The sequence below is a fragment of the Peribacillus sp. FSL K6-5616 genome (assembly GCF_038008245.1).
Taxonomy (GTDB): domain Bacteria; phylum Bacillota; class Bacilli; order Bacillales; family DSM-1321; genus Peribacillus; species Peribacillus frigoritolerans.
The window spans coordinates 3,725,456-3,738,496 of record NZ_JBBOYT010000001.1 but is presented as its reverse complement, the minus strand read 5'-3'; the positions used below and the strand labels follow the sequence as shown (position 1 = coordinate 3,738,496).

The following is a 13,041-nucleotide window of genomic DNA, read 5'->3' as shown; positions in this document are numbered from 1 at the left end:
TTTTTATTTTAAAACTCACGAGTAAAGCCGTAGAATTCACGAGTAAAGTGCCCAAACTCACGAGTAAAGCCGTAGAATTCACGAGTAAAGTGCTCAAACTCACGAGTAAAGCCGTAGAATTCACGAGTAAACTGCTCAAACTCACGAGTAAAGCCGCAGAATTCACGAGTAAAGTGCAAATTCACGTGTAAACTGCTCAAACTCTCGAGTAAATAGCGCAAATTTACGAGTAAAACAGCAAAATTCACGAGCATATCACTCAAACCCACGAATATATCACTCAAACTTACAAGTAAGTGCAAATTCACGAGTAAACTGCTCAAACTCACGAGTAAAGCCGTAGAATTCACGAGTAAACTGCTCAAACTCACGAGTAAAGCCGCAGAATTCACGAGTAAACTGCAAATTCACGAGTAAACTGCTCAAACTCTCGAGTAAATAGCGCAAATTTACGAGTAAAACAGCAAAATTCACGAGCATATCACTCAAACCCACGAATATATCACTCAAACTTACAAGTAAGTGCAAATTCACGAGTAAACTGCTCAAACTCACGAGTAAAGCCGTAGAATTCACGAGTAAACTGCTCAAACTCACGAGTAAAGCCGCAGAATTCACGAGTAAACTGCAAATTCACGAGTAAACTGCTCAAACTCACGAGTAAACTGCTCAAACTCACGAGTAAAGCCGTAGAATTCACGAGTAAAGTGCTCAAACTCACGAGTAAAGCCGTAGAATTCACGAGTAAAGTGCAAATTCACGAGTAAACTGCTCAAACTCACGAGTAAATAGCGCAAATTCACGAGTAAAACAGCAAAATTCACGAGCATATAGCTCAAACCCACGAATATATCACTCAATCTTACAAGTAAGGTGCAAATTCCCGAGTAAACCGCCAAAACACTCTCATTAGCATCGGACTTACAGCGTCTACGCCTTAAGTCTTACTAGAAAATATAGCTAAGGCTCATTATACGAACTTGTAAAAGTAGATAAGATATAAACATAGAAAGGAGGACGAAAACAATGAAGAAATTTGGTTTATTTATTGTAGGACTGATCGCACTTTTCCTGTTGCTGGCGAACGTTGGTCCACTGATCAGCCTGGCGATTTGCTTGGCGATCCTATACTTTGGGTTCAAGCAGTTCATGAAGTCCGAATCGACAGGGGCGAAGATTGCGTGGGGGTCAGTCTCCATTATCGTGCTGATCGTTTCTATTTCCCATATCCCGGCAATATTGGGACTGGTGGCAGCTTATGTTCTTTACCTGGTTTATAAAAAATGGAATGAAAATGATGAAAGTGCATCATCGAAAGAAAGTGACCCATTCTCAAATTTTGAAAGAGAGTGGAAAGAGTTGAATAAGAACTAATAGAAGGGATGTAATTGGAATGGGTAATTTATTTTCAAGAATGAAACAAACGATTTCGGCTGATTTTCACGATCTATTGGATAAAAAGGAGCAAAAAAATCCAATAGGGATGTTAAATCAATATTTGCGTCAATGTGAGCAGGAGACGGAAAAGGTCGGTAAGTTGCTTGAACGTCAATATCTTTTGAAAGAAGAGTTTACGCGTGAATATAATCAAGCGCAAAATCTGGCTGAAAAACGTAAGCATCAGGCTGAGATTGCCAAGCAGTCGGGAGAAACCGATTTGATGGAATTTGCTGTCAAGGAAAGCCTGCACTATGAAGAGCGGGCGCAAAGTTTGAAAGAGGCGCATAAAAGTGCAGAGGTTCAGTTGGCTGAGCTGGAGCGGAAATATGAAGAAATGAAACATAAGCTGAAGGATATGCATCTAAAGCGGTTGGAACTGATGGGCAGGGAAAATATTGCCCGGGCAAACAACCGGATTAATCGGGTTTTGGACGGAGGCAGTTCCGAAGCCAAACCGGTAGCGATGTTTGAAGAAATGGAGCATTATATCGATCGCATCGAGCACCAGGTCCATACGGATTATAATCGGCATACGATCGATGCCAGGATTGTCCAGCTTGAAAAAGAATTGGAACAGAAAGAAGCGTAAAGTTTTTTAAGGCATCGCTGTCATCCCCTGGCCTTTTGGAATGGAGGGCGGGGGAAAACAGGCTGTCAGAACGTGATAATTTCATGGTATTCTTAAAAGGCACGGGTTTCTGTGCCTTTTAAGAATATCATGATCATATACAGGGGAGGCGAACCGATGTTGAACAAGATGAAGACGGACTATATGGGATGGATACTTCTCATCGGAGTCGTCCTGCTTTTTTTAGAGATTTCATTTACGGGTGGGGGTCTCCTTTTTTCCATCGCTTTTTCAATAGGATGTATCTATTTAGGCAGGAAATTCACAAAACGGACAATCGGGAAAATCCTATTTTTTATAGGGCTGATTTCCCTTATCATCACAGTCTTGAATATGTTCGTCTTTAGATTTTTCCTAATGGCGATCCTCATTTATCTTTTGCTTTTATATTATCAGTCCAAAAAAAATCCTGATTGGGTCAGTCCCATTTTAACCAATGATGATTCGGACGAAGAAAAGATCAATAAGGAACGACTGCTGAAAACCGATTATCTATTTAAAAATAAGTTGTTTGGTCATCAACAAACGACCGAACATGTATATGAATGGAATTCCGTGAATGTTCAGGGCGGGGTCGGTGATACGGTTATCGATTTAAGCAAAACGATTTTAACGAAAGGCGATGCTGTCATTTCCATCAGGAATATCATTGGCAATATCACTGTCCTTGTACCGTATGGCATCGAAATCAGGGTCCATCATTCTGTCATTGCAGGCAGAGCGCGGATTTTTGAAAATAAGCCTGAATCCAGGGTCTTTAATCAAATTTATTCCTACCAAACGGAAGGGTTCAATGAAACGGATCACAAGGTTCATATCATCACTTCAATCTTAGTTGGCGATTTAGAGGTGAAGCGGATATGAGCATACTGACACGGCAGATATTGACTGCCCTTGGTGTTGCTTTCGTTCTTTCCCTTGCTTTGCCGGCGATGGTTTTCTTCATCTTTCCTTTATCCGATTGGAGTTTATTGTGGGAGAAAGTGGTCATGGGATTACCCTTCGTCATATTTTTGCCAAGCCTGGTCATGACGGTAGGGCTGATTTATGGAGTCGTTTCGGGTATGTTTTGGAAGAGACAGCTTGAAAGGGTGGATGAAGGTCTGCATTTCCTTGAACAGGGCCGCTTACCCTCGCAACAGGAAACGTATCCAATTCAAGAGATGGCTAAAATGGCGGAACGGATGCAACTGATCCATAAGCAAATCAATGAGCAGACAAAATTATCGCAAAAAATGGCGAATGAAAAGGCCGTTGATCAGGAGAAACAGATCCAGGAAATCGTTTCCCAGGAACGAAACCGTTTAGCGCGGGAGCTGCATGATTCGGTGAGCCAGCAATTGTTTGCCGCTTCGATGTTCATGTCGGCCATCACCGAATCACAATCCGATATGGAAAAAACGGAAATGAAACAATTCAAGGTAGTGGAAGAAATGATTCATCAATCCCAGCTTGAGATGAGGGCGTTATTGCTTCACTTGAGACCTGTTGCCTTAAAGGGAAAATCTTTACATGAAGGAATGAAGGAGCTTCTTTTGGAATTGGCCCAAAAAGTGACGATGGATATAAATTGGAAGATGGAGCCTGTCACTCTGGATAAGGGGATTGAGGACCATCTGTTTCGGATTTTACAAGAATCGATTTCCAATACGCTGAGACATGCAAAAGCGAATTCGCTTGAAGTGCTATTGATCGTTCGTGATGGATTGATCATTTTACGAATAACGGATGACGGCATCGGTTTTAACGTCGAGGAGTCGAAAACGGGATCATATGGTCTCCAAAACATGCATGAACGGGCTGTTGAATTAGGCGGGACGATGCAAATTGTAAGTGTTCCGAATAAAGGAACGAAACTTGAAGTGAAAATCCCATTATTAAATGCTGGAGGTGATCATGATGATTAAAGTATTATTTGTCGATGACCATGAAATGGTAAGGATAGGGGTATCGGCTTATTTATCCGCACAGTCTGATATCGAAGTGATCGGGGAAGCGGACAATGGTTTGAAAGCTGTAGAACTGGCAATGGAATTGCGTCCGGATATCATTTTGATGGATTTGGTGATGCCGGAAATGGACGGCATAGAAGCGACGAAACGAATTATTGAAAAATGGCCAGAAGCAAAGATCATCATTGTGACAAGCTTCCTGGATGATGAAAAAGTGTACCCGGCATTGGAAGCCGGAGCGACGAGCTATATGCTGAAAACATCAAAGGCCAGCGAGATTGCGAAAGCCGTCCGTTCCACTTTCCAGGGTCAAAGCGTACTTGAACCTGAAGTGACGGGAAAAATGATGGAAAAGCTGCGTCGCCCAAAAATCACCCAGCTTCATGATCAATTGACAAACCGTGAAATGGAAATTTTACTGCTGATGACACAAGGGAAAACGAATCAGGAAATTGCCGATGAACTATACATAGCCCTGAAAACCGCCAAAGTGCATGTCAGCAATATATTAAGCAAGCTTGCCGTGCAGGACCGCACGCAAGCAGTGATTTACGCATTTAAGCATTCGCTCGTTCAAGAAGAAGAGTAAAGAGCGTCTATTTACCAATAGAGGAAAGTTTGTTATATTTAGGGAAATATCCCATCCTGTAAAGTTCATTCAAGGTTGCTGATTGCAGCCTTTTTTACGGATTGCAGGAAAAAAGTAGGTGAAATGATGTTAAGAGTGATTTTAGAATTATTTCGTATAATCACCATTATTTTCGTTATTGGAATGATAATGGGGCTCATCATTCATTCAATCTATGCGATTTTTGGAATAACCGTAGAGAATACCACGGGCGGATGGATCGTTGGTATGGCAATTTTTCCATTACTTTATGTACTCTATAAAAATCGGCTTCAATTTTCAGGTTTCTATAAAAATGGCAAACAAGTAAAACTCTCAAACAGGACAACTACTATACTGCTTTGCTCCTCTGTGTTAATGTTGACGGTTGCCCCTTTATTTCGCTAACGGAATGTAAAAAGAGCATGTTTTAATCAAAACATGCTCTTTTTTATACCGTTTTTTTAGATTATACAGCTTCCTCTGCGGTATCGAGCCTCGTTCCGTATATCCGATAAAGAACCAAAGCGAATACCATTCCTATAAAGGAGATGGAGGAAATGAACAAGTAAAGGGTCTTCCCGCCATATGCTCCATATATGGCGCCGCCTATATAAGAAGCGATGATTCCCGAAACCCCGAAGAATAGCAGCGCCAGTACGGTCTGGCCTGTGGCACGCCATTCCACCGGAACGATCCGATACAGATATTGGATGGCCGCCGAGTAGAAAATCGGGAAAGTCAATAGCTGCATGACTTGCAAATAAGCTAATAGCTGTGGATCGGTAATCCACGCAGAGACGAAATAACGGATAAAGAAAAACGCTGCTGCAAACGAAATGATGATGATTTCCTTACCTTTGCGCAGCCACCAAAAGCTTAGGGCGAATACAACGATTTCACTTCCCGCCGCCAAGAACCAGGTCAAGCCTACAAGCTTGGCACTTCCCCCAAGTTCACGGATATATACTCCAAGGAAGGTATCGTTCATCCTTGCTGGAACAGCACAGATAAAGACCAATAACAGAAAGAGAAGCGTCTCTTTATTGCTGAAAAAATGCTTAAGGCTGCTTAAGGTGACAGGTTTCCCTGAAACGGGAGCATCAGGCATCATCCAGCTGACAATGAAGCTGATCAAACCTATTCCTGCAAAAAGGAACGCAAGGCTGTTCGCTCCGAAATATGACATAACATAGCCGGTGATCAGCGATATGACCGCATAACCCAATGCACCATATGTCCGGATGGAGCCGTAGCTGATCCCGGATTTCTCTGCCATCGTAAAATTGAGGCTTTCCGTCAGGGGATCGATCGGCATCAGAAAGAAATATAGCAGCATGGCAAACAGGATAAGCTGAAGATAACTGCTTGAATCATAGAGGAAATAACCGATTACGCTCGAGAAAAAGATGAGTAACAACAGGACTTTTCGTATAGTCCTTGTTTTGTCGCTGATCATTCCCCATAAAGGCTGGGTAATGAGGGTGACAAAACCTCCTGTACCGATGATGAATCCGATTTGGGCTGGACGCAAACCTTGATCAGCCAGATAGACTGGGAGAAACGGAATGAAAATGGCAAGCAGTCCAAAATATAAAAAGTTAAAACCCTTTAATAATCGTATTGCTTTCATAAAAAATATGATACCTCACGTGTTCTATAGAGTGGATTGATTTCAGACCATGTTATTGTATCATTGATGACAAAATTTGAAAAAATAGTTTTAAAATAGATTCGGTTTCGAGGTTAAATCTCACTTTTAAAAAATGGATGTAAATGATAGAATTAACACTTATTGTTAATTAAAGAGGGTGGTAATCCATGGACCAGGACACAAAAGTGATTCAAGAGTTGCAGCAATTGAAGCAAAAAGTCGGTCATCTTGAAGACTTATTGACGCAGCAACATAATAAAAAGGAAAAAGCAGGACCATTTCGAATCTTCCTGGACGCAGTGGGCTCACTGCTATTTGGATTAATTGTTGTAGGGCCGGTTATAGTGATTGTCGTTGGGGTTCTGATGGTGGCTGCATCATGGTTAGGGATGGAGTTTTAAACGTTTAGGAGATTATGAATATATTGATTTGATTAGGTGACCAGTGGGAATGGATAGGGAAATGTTTTTTTCTATATATTGTAATTTTATTTGCATCGAATGCACGATTTAAGTATTGCATCTTTTCTTAAAAGGGGGATTTTTAAAGTGAAAGTGGTGCTACCTTTTGCAATAGCCATGATTGCACTTACAGGGTGTTCTGCAATAGCCGATAACGGAACCAGTGAATTGAAATGGTATAAAACCAAAGAAGAAACGATTAATCATGGCATTAAAGAAGAAAAGATAAAAAAAGAAGACATCATTGGAGAAGTTAGTGAAAACGGAGAAACATTTGTTATTTATAAGAAACAATTTGAAGAAGGCTTGGGAGTAGGGGTATCAAGCATTAGTGAGCAAGAAGGAAAGTTTGCTTGGTATGACCCTGATCAAGATGTTCTTGTTAAAAACGATAAAGTCAAAAAGTATTCCTCCCAGATCAGTTGGGGAACAACAACACAATCAGGAAAGGATTTTACAATTTACACTGGATTAAGTGATGATCAAAGTCCTATCGTTAAAACACGAACTAGTGAAGTAAGCCCTGCAATAGACAAGAAAAGTGGGATTTATTTCTATATAGAACCTGCTAAATAAGTCATAAGAACATTTGTAGAATTTACGAAACCACTGGTAAATTGAGGGTATCCATAAAGGGCACTCTTTGTCTTTAGGAAACCTTGCATATACGCTTCGGTTCTTCATTTTCATCTTATAAGACTATCTAACACTTGATTCTGCAGCCGCAGGATGTTCCTTAAGTGCTATTGAATTTGTATATTATTTGTCCGCCAGTATCCTCTAATTGGGTCAAGTGCTTTCACGATTTCCCCTAATTTGTTTCTTTTGAAAATATTATCCTAAGAAAGTTATTGACAAATTTACCTTGAGTCCGTATAGTATGGGATATTATTAAAAATATTCAGATATAATTTTTCAAACGCAATGAACAGGAGTAGTAAAAGCTCATTATTCGGTGAAGAGAGCTGCGGGTTGGTGCAACGCAGTCCAATGATACTTTGAACTTGCCTGGGAGTGGTAAAGCGAAAGATAGGAATGATTCCATTCTTTTGTTTTAACGATTAACCTTCGTTACAAGGTTTTAAAGCAGGGCTCTTTAAAGAGCCAATAAGAGTGGTACCGCGGTAAGCTTAAGGCATATCGTCTCTTTCTTCATTTGATTATGAAGGAAGAGACGATATGCTTTTTTTGATTTTTGGGAGGTAAGGATATGGAAACGGACAAACGGAATTTACAGAGGACAATGACTTCAAGGCATATTACGATGATGGCATTAGGCGGTGCCATAGGGGCAGGTTTATTTAAAGGAAGCAGTTCAGCCATCGATATGGCAGGCCCTTCCGTAATCATTGCGTACTTGATAGGTGGAATCATCCTATTATTCATCATGCAAGGTTTAGCTGAAATGGCGGTCCGCAATAGCGGTGCACGAACATTCAGGGATTTGGTCCAATCGATCTTAGGAAAGTATCCTGCCTATTTCCTGGATTGGATTTATTGGAAAATGTGGGTGTTGAATATAGCGGCCGAATCAGTGGTTGCGGCGATTTTCCTTCAATATTGGCTGCCCGGATATCCAATCTGGATATTGGCATTAGCTGTTTCGGTTTTGGTTACTGCGGTTAACTTGCTGTCAGTAAAGGTTTTTGCTGAAACGGAGTACTGGCTTGCTTTAATTAAGATTACGGTCATCATTGTGTTCATCATGGCTGGATTATTGTTGCTGCTCGTTACTTTTGGTGATCATACCGCGGTCGGTTTTTCTAACTTGACCGAACATGGCGGTTTCTTTCCGAATGGATCGACAGGTTTGATCACGGCGATGCTGGTGGTAATCTATTCATATGGCGGTACGGAAATCATCGGGGTCACATTAGCTGAAACGAAAAATCCTGAAAAGGTGGTTCCAAAGGCCGTTCGCAGCACATTGGTCAGGATCATTTCTTTCTATATCATTCCTTTTTTCATCATCGTTAGCTTAATTCCTTGGAACGAAGTAAACGGGGTGAAGGAAAGTCCATTTGTAATGGTCTTTCAAATGATCGGGATTCCAGGTGCCGACCATATCATGAATGCCGTTGTTCTATTAGCGATCATATCATCGATGAACTCCGGGTTGTATGGTTCATCCCGCGTTCTGTATACACAAGCCGTGGATGGTCGCGTTCCGAAAATCTTTTCCCGTCTATCCAAGAAGAAAGTACCTGTTCCCGCAATATTGATGTGTACTTCCGCTTTATATGGCGGTGTATTGATTTCCTTATTCGCTGGAAGCAAGACCTTCGATTTCCTAATGGGTTCGCTTGGATATACCGTATTATTCATCTGGTTGATCATTGCTTTCGCCCATTTGAAATCACGTAAACAACAGTCCGGAAAAACAAGTGCCTATTCGGTAAAATGGTTCCCGTATACGACTTGGGCTGCGATCATCGCTTTAATAACGATCCTGATCGGAATCATTTTCACGACATCCATAGTCGTTACGATCATTACACTTTGCATCTACATCTTCATTTCCTTAACGTATATATGGAAAAAACGCCATAACAAAATCTAGAGATGGCGGAGTGATCACTTTTGCCTTCCCGCATATAAGTTTCATATTGAGCCGTGGTATATGCCATGGCTTTCGTTATGTATTCTTAGTCGGATGAAAAGTAAGAGATATCCATTTTACTAGTTCATGGGAATCATTAACTTTAGCGATTAACGAGTTAATCTAGTGAAAAATGTAGTATAATAATCTTTGGAAAAAAACCAATATATTGAAAGCCGGAGCGAGCTATGAAAAACAATTCCATACTATCCTTTCACCCGTTATATTATTTATTACTTTTGATGATTACTAGTTCCATCTATTCAATCATCAATCAATCTTCAGGTCATGCTGTCGATGTTACGACTATAATAGATGGGGAGATTCCCTTTATTAAAGAATTTGCCGTTCCTTATTTACTTTGGTATCCGTATATTTATGGATTGCTGATTTACTATTGCTTCGTTGACCGAAAGCGCTATTTCGTCGGATTAGGCAGTTTGATATCGGGGAAACTTCTCTGTTTTCTTGTATATTGCCTTTGGCAAACGACAGTTCCGCGTCCAGAAGTCGTGGGCAACGATATCTTTGCCCAGTTAATGCTGTTCATCTATAGTCATGATCAACCTGTCAACTGCCTCCCCAGCATACATGTACTGACCACATTCATCATGATGATTGTCGCCCATAAGCGGAAAGAAGAGCACAAATGGGAGTATGCCAGTGTCACTGCATTCGGAACACTGATCATCCTTTCCACGCTATTTACGAAACAGCATGCTGTATTGGATGTACTCGCAGGAACCCTCCTTGCATGCGGGGTATATGCAGCCGTCCAGTATACGTTCCATGCGCTACCTGGTTTTCAGGCCAATCATTACGCAGCGAGGCAAATTAAAAAGTGACCACAGGAAAAGCCACTGTAAGAATATTCGCTCCCGTGAGTTGATATATTACAGCGGCTTTTTTTATTGAATGGTTGGGCATTTATGTAAATTATATATGGTATTATGTTTTTAATCGAATGGAAACAGTGGAGGGAGGAAAAGAATGCCGCACCATCTTGATCGAATGGCTGAAGACTTGGTTAAAGCAAAGTTGGAAAATTATTGGCCGGGTTTTGAACTTGTTGCCTATGCAATATATGACAGGAGTAATGTTTATCTATTCAATCATCCTAAATTCAGTAACAATTCACCATGTACATATCATATTTTAAAGTGGGATACCGAGTTTACTGCTGACACAATCATTATGTATGAAGAATATCCCACAGCAATTGTTAATATGGATCACTATAAGGAATATGAAGATTTGTTTTCAATAACGGTTCATGAATTGTTTCACGGCTATCAATATATAAAGGATGAAAAACGGTTTCCCGATGAAATGCTGGGAATCACATATCCGCTGTCAAAAGAAAATGTGGAATTACGAAATCAGGAACGTACAAATCTTTATTGTGCAATGTTGGAAAATAACATAATAAAGAAGAAACAATACCTTAATGCCTTCATTGCCATAAGGGAAAAAAGAGCAGCCAAGATTGAAGAGTACCTGACATATGAAAATTTGATTGAAACCATCGAGGGACCTGCGTGGTATGTCGAATTGAAGGCTTACTCGGAAAAAAGCCCGCTTGATTACGATTCGGTTTTAAAAAAGTATGCACAACAACTAACAAACAAATATGAATCTACTTCTCGGATTAGAAGAAGTTGTTATAGTTCCGGTTTATTTATGTGTTTGTTACTGGAGGAGCTTTCACCAGGCTGGATGGAAAGTTTTTTTGATAGAGAAGAAACATTATATGACCTATTAAAACAGCAGTGCGGTGACTATATGGAGCATTCAATGGCTGATGTGAAAATAAGTCCTGAAACAGAGGAAGTCATTAGCTTTGCTATGGAAAAGAGAATGAAAGCATTTGAAGAGTTTAATGAACAAGCAGGCATTCATTTATATATTGAAGGGAAAATAACTGCTGATTCTTATGACCCGATGAATATGATCCCATTAGAAGATAGACTGTTACATAAGAGCTTTATAAAAGTAAGGATGAACAATGAGGATTTTCTTATTCAACAACCGGTTATTGCCCATGTTGATCATGGAATTCAAAATATAAATAAATTACATCTGATAATGGAGAATGAACCCTCTGAAACCAATGATTCGCTAACCATTGATGGCATTGGAGAAATAAAGGGAAGATATAAGAAACAAGAAAATGTCTGGCATGTACTTATTTAAAATGAATTTTATCTTAACTGGGTTTCAAGCATCAATCCCTTATTACTCCTATGTAAAAAAAGCATCGAACCTCCAATGGCAGGAAGTCCGATGCTTTTTTTTTACATTTCAGCTTCAATTTTCAAAGATGATTCTTCGCTGAACTGTTCTTTATCCAGGTCGCCCGTTATTTTACTAGTCAGAATACCGGAAGTCATGCTTCCGCTGACATTCACGGCCGTTCTTCCCATATCGATCAATGGCTCGACGGAAATCAACAGGCCGGCCAAAGCGATTGGCAGGTTCATTGCAGATAATACAAGGATGGCAGCGAATGTTGCTCCTCCGCCTACACCTGCAACCCCGAAAGAACTAATGGCCACGATGGCAATCAACATGGCGATAAAGGAAGGATCTAGCGGGTTGATCCCAACCGTTGGAGCGATCATGACCGCTAACATGGCCGGATAGATTCCGGCACAGCCGTTTTGACCGATCGACAAGCCGAAGGATCCGGCAAAGTTGGCAATACCTTCGGACACCCCTAGTTGTTTCTGTGTTTGGATGTTCAATGGCAGAGCGCCAGCACTTGTTCTTGAAGTGAAGGCAAACGATAATACTGGGAAAGCTTTTCTCAAATATACGATTGGATTCAATCCTGCAAGCATCAGCAATAGCAAATGGATGAGGAACATGACAATCAGGGCGACATAAGAGGCACCTACGAATTTCCCTAATTTCAGGATGGCATCCAAATCACTCGTAGCTACCGTCTTCGTCATGATCGCCAAGATCCCGTAAGGTGTTAAACGCAGGATCAATGTTACTACGCGCATGATGATGCTGTGCAATGTATCTACTATTTTAGCAAAAAATTCAGCGTGTTCAGGCTGTTTCCTTTTGACTCCTAAATAGGCAATCCCAAGAAATGCAGCAAAAATTACAACGGAAATGGTTGATGTCGGACGTGCACCCGTTAAATCAAGGAACGGATTGGACGGAATCAATTCAAGAATTTGCTGCGGCATCGTTTTATCCTGAATCGTACCGTATGTTTCCGATATTTGATCCCCGCGGCTTAGCTCCGCTTCCCCTTGCTCAATTTGAACGGCTTCCAAATTGAAAACAGTTGCCGATGTGATCCCGACAGCTGCTGCAATCGCAGTCGTTCCAAGCAGGATTCCGATGATCAGGACACTGATCTTTCCAATATTGCTAGTCAGTTTCAATCTTGTGAATGCGGATAAGATTGAAATGAAGACAAGCGGCATGACGATCATTTGCAGGAACTTGACATAGCCGGAACCTACAATGTTAAACCAATCGACCGATTTAACGATCGCCTCTGACTGAGGTTCATAGAAATACTGCAAAAGAAGTCCGAATACAATTCCTAAACCAAGTCCAGTAAAGACCCTTTTTGTAAAGGAAATATGCTTCTTATTCATGTAAAATAAAACGCCTAAAAGAACGAGCATTATGGCAAGATTTAAAAACACATAACCAATCATATATATTCCTCCTAATT

At 40.7% G+C, this 13,041-nt stretch carries 15 protein-coding genes and 1 other annotated feature; of the genes, 10 read left to right on the top strand and 5 right to left on the bottom strand.

Going from position 1 to position 13,041, the window contains the following annotated elements; all coding sequences use genetic code 11:
* Nucleotides 1-8 precede the first annotated feature (8 nt).
* The 3 genes from MHB45_RS17990 to MHB45_RS17980 are packed head-to-tail and all read right to left on the bottom strand — an operon-like array spanning nt 9 to nt 845.
* Entirely contained in the window at nt 9-269 is a 261-nt protein-coding gene (locus tag MHB45_RS17990) for a hypothetical protein (RefSeq protein ID WP_340908028.1), read from the bottom strand.
* Nucleotides 270-276: 7 nt separating this feature from the next.
* Entirely contained in the window at nt 277-618 is a 342-nt protein-coding gene (locus tag MHB45_RS17985; protein ID WP_142953118.1) for a hypothetical protein, read from the bottom strand.
* Entirely contained in the window at nt 615-845 is a 231-nt protein-coding gene (locus MHB45_RS17980) for a hypothetical protein (protein ID WP_161922243.1), read from the bottom strand. Before MHB45_RS17980 ends, MHB45_RS17985 begins: the two co-directional genes overlap by 4 nt.
* A 181-nt stretch (nt 846-1,026) precedes the next feature.
* On the opposite strand from MHB45_RS17980, the gene MHB45_RS17975 reads away from it, so the two are divergent.
* The 5 genes from MHB45_RS17975 (at nt 1,027) to MHB45_RS17955 (ending at nt 4,609) form a co-directional block, all read left to right on the top strand.
* A complete protein-coding gene (locus MHB45_RS17975) occupies nt 1,027-1,374 on the top strand; it encodes a lmo0954 family membrane protein (protein WP_034309581.1) in 348 nt (115 codons plus the stop codon).
* A gap of 19 nt (nt 1,375-1,393) precedes the next feature.
* Complete coding sequence (locus tag MHB45_RS17970) at nt 1,394-2,029, top strand: PspA/IM30 family protein (protein ID WP_034309579.1); 636 nt, start codon at nt 1,394-1,396, stop codon at nt 2,027-2,029.
* Nucleotides 2,030-2,185: 156 nt separating this feature from the next.
* The gene (liaF, locus tag MHB45_RS17965; protein WP_048679504.1) at nt 2,186-2,932 is read left to right on the top strand and encodes a cell wall-active antibiotics response protein LiaF; all 747 of its coding nucleotides are present in this window, start codon (nt 2,186-2,188) and stop codon (nt 2,930-2,932) included.
* Nucleotides 2,929-3,975, top strand: a complete 1,047-nt coding sequence (locus tag MHB45_RS17960; protein WP_048679500.1) for a sensor histidine kinase — start codon at nt 2,929-2,931, stop codon at nt 3,973-3,975. Before liaF ends, MHB45_RS17960 begins: the two co-directional genes overlap by 4 nt.
* Complete coding sequence (locus MHB45_RS17955; protein WP_048679497.1) at nt 3,968-4,609, top strand: response regulator transcription factor; 642 nt, start codon at nt 3,968-3,970, stop codon at nt 4,607-4,609. Before MHB45_RS17960 ends, MHB45_RS17955 begins: the two co-directional genes overlap by 8 nt.
* Nucleotides 4,610-5,096: 487 nt before the next feature.
* On the opposite strand, the gene MHB45_RS17950 is transcribed toward MHB45_RS17955, so the two are convergent.
* Nucleotides 5,097-6,260, bottom strand: coding sequence for an MFS transporter (locus MHB45_RS17950; protein ID WP_072273444.1), 1,164 nt, complete (start codon nt 6,258-6,260; stop codon nt 5,097-5,099).
* A gap of 188 nt (nt 6,261-6,448) precedes the next feature.
* Here MHB45_RS17950 and MHB45_RS17945 point away from each other — a divergent pair, with 188 nt between their 5' ends.
* From MHB45_RS17945 to MHB45_RS17925, 5 genes are all read left to right on the top strand, one after another.
* Nucleotides 6,449-6,682: a hypothetical protein gene (locus tag MHB45_RS17945; protein WP_072273443.1), complete on the top strand. Its 234-nt coding sequence runs from the start codon at nt 6,449-6,451 to the stop codon at nt 6,680-6,682.
* A gap of 147 nt (nt 6,683-6,829) precedes the next feature.
* Nucleotides 6,830-7,318 (top strand): hypothetical protein, encoded by a 489-nt coding sequence (locus tag MHB45_RS17940; protein ID WP_072273442.1) that lies wholly within the window; start codon nt 6,830-6,832, stop codon nt 7,316-7,318.
* Between the two features lie 339 nt (nt 7,319-7,657).
* Nucleotides 7,658-7,893, top strand: a binding site (T-box leader).
* Between the two features lie 59 nt (nt 7,894-7,952).
* Nucleotides 7,953-9,302: an amino acid permease gene (locus MHB45_RS17935; protein WP_048679485.1), complete on the top strand. Its 1,350-nt coding sequence runs from the start codon at nt 7,953-7,955 to the stop codon at nt 9,300-9,302.
* A 227-nt stretch (nt 9,303-9,529) separates the two neighbouring features.
* Complete coding sequence (locus MHB45_RS17930) at nt 9,530-10,186, top strand: phosphatase PAP2 family protein (RefSeq protein WP_072273441.1); 657 nt, start codon at nt 9,530-9,532, stop codon at nt 10,184-10,186.
* A 145-nt stretch (nt 10,187-10,331) separates the two neighbouring features.
* Nucleotides 10,332-11,534, top strand: coding sequence for a hypothetical protein (locus tag MHB45_RS17925; RefSeq protein ID WP_161922246.1), 1,203 nt, complete (start codon nt 10,332-10,334; stop codon nt 11,532-11,534).
* A gap of 101 nt (nt 11,535-11,635) precedes the next feature.
* Here the strand turns inward: MHB45_RS17925 and MHB45_RS17920 are convergent, their stop codons facing one another.
* Nucleotides 11,636-13,024 carry an L-cystine transporter gene (locus MHB45_RS17920; protein ID WP_072273439.1) on the bottom strand — a complete coding sequence of 463 codons (1,389 nt, stop codon included), beginning with the start codon at nt 13,022-13,024 and terminating at the stop codon, nt 11,636-11,638.
* Between the last annotated feature and the right edge of the window lie 17 nt (nt 13,025-13,041).

Coding starts and splice junctions, on each gene's coding strand:
- MHB45_RS17970 (WP_034309579.1), top strand. CDS start 1,394: ATGGGTAATTTATTTTCAAGAATGAAACAAACGATTTCGGCTGATTTT.
- MHB45_RS17935 (WP_048679485.1), top strand. CDS start 7,953: ATGGAAACGGACAAACGGAATTTACAGAGGACAATGACTTCAAGGCAT.
- MHB45_RS17960 (WP_048679500.1), top strand. CDS start 2,929: ATGAGCATACTGACACGGCAGATATTGACTGCCCTTGGTGTTGCTTTC.
- MHB45_RS17945 (WP_072273443.1), top strand. CDS start 6,449: ATGGACCAGGACACAAAAGTGATTCAAGAGTTGCAGCAATTGAAGCAA.
- MHB45_RS17925 (WP_161922246.1), top strand. CDS start 10,332: ATGCCGCACCATCTTGATCGAATGGCTGAAGACTTGGTTAAAGCAAAG.
- MHB45_RS17920 (WP_072273439.1), bottom strand. CDS start 13,024: ATGATTGGTTATGTGTTTTTAAATCTTGCCATAATGCTCGTTCTTTTA.
- MHB45_RS17955 (WP_048679497.1), top strand. CDS start 3,968: ATGATTAAAGTATTATTTGTCGATGACCATGAAATGGTAAGGATAGGG.
- MHB45_RS17975 (WP_034309581.1), top strand. CDS start 1,027: ATGAAGAAATTTGGTTTATTTATTGTAGGACTGATCGCACTTTTCCTG.
- MHB45_RS17950 (WP_072273444.1), bottom strand. CDS start 6,260: ATGAAAGCAATACGATTATTAAAGGGTTTTAACTTTTTATATTTTGGA.
- liaF (WP_048679504.1), top strand. CDS start 2,186: ATGTTGAACAAGATGAAGACGGACTATATGGGATGGATACTTCTCATC.
- MHB45_RS17930 (WP_072273441.1), top strand. CDS start 9,530: ATGAAAAACAATTCCATACTATCCTTTCACCCGTTATATTATTTATTA.